The organism is Pseudoalteromonas sp. bablab_jr010 (assembly GCF_016464105.1).
GTDB lineage: Bacteria > Pseudomonadota > Gammaproteobacteria > Enterobacterales > Alteromonadaceae > Pseudoalteromonas > Pseudoalteromonas simplex.
This window is the reverse complement of sequence record NZ_JACDWV010000206.1, coordinates 1-254: the sequence shown is the minus strand read 5'-3', so window position 1 is coordinate 254 and position 254 is coordinate 1. Positions and strand designations below refer to the sequence as shown.

Below are 254 nucleotides of genomic sequence, written 5' to 3'. Positions count from 1 at the left end.
TAATGCCTGTCAGTTAAGAGCTGACAGGCATTTTTTGGGGCTTTCGTTCAGGGTATCGACTGGGTCTCTTTTTCACACATCTTGGATAATGTCTTTCTCTTCGCTCTGGCAGTACAAAGGTTTCAGCCATTGCAATAAGTTTATTTATTACGCTCGGTACTTTTCCTGCTGAGGTGTGAGGCAACATCATTAACTCCTTGATGATATAGCCAGAAGCATTGCTGTAACTGAGTTGATAAGGCCATATCCCTTTC

1 pseudogene is annotated in these 254 nt (G+C 42.5%); it reads right to left on the bottom strand.

What is annotated here, in order from left to right:
• Positions 1-13: 13 nt before the first annotated feature.
• Positions 14-254 (bottom strand): annotated as a pseudogene (locus tag JIG37_RS22565) (IS4 family transposase); the annotation flags it as partial.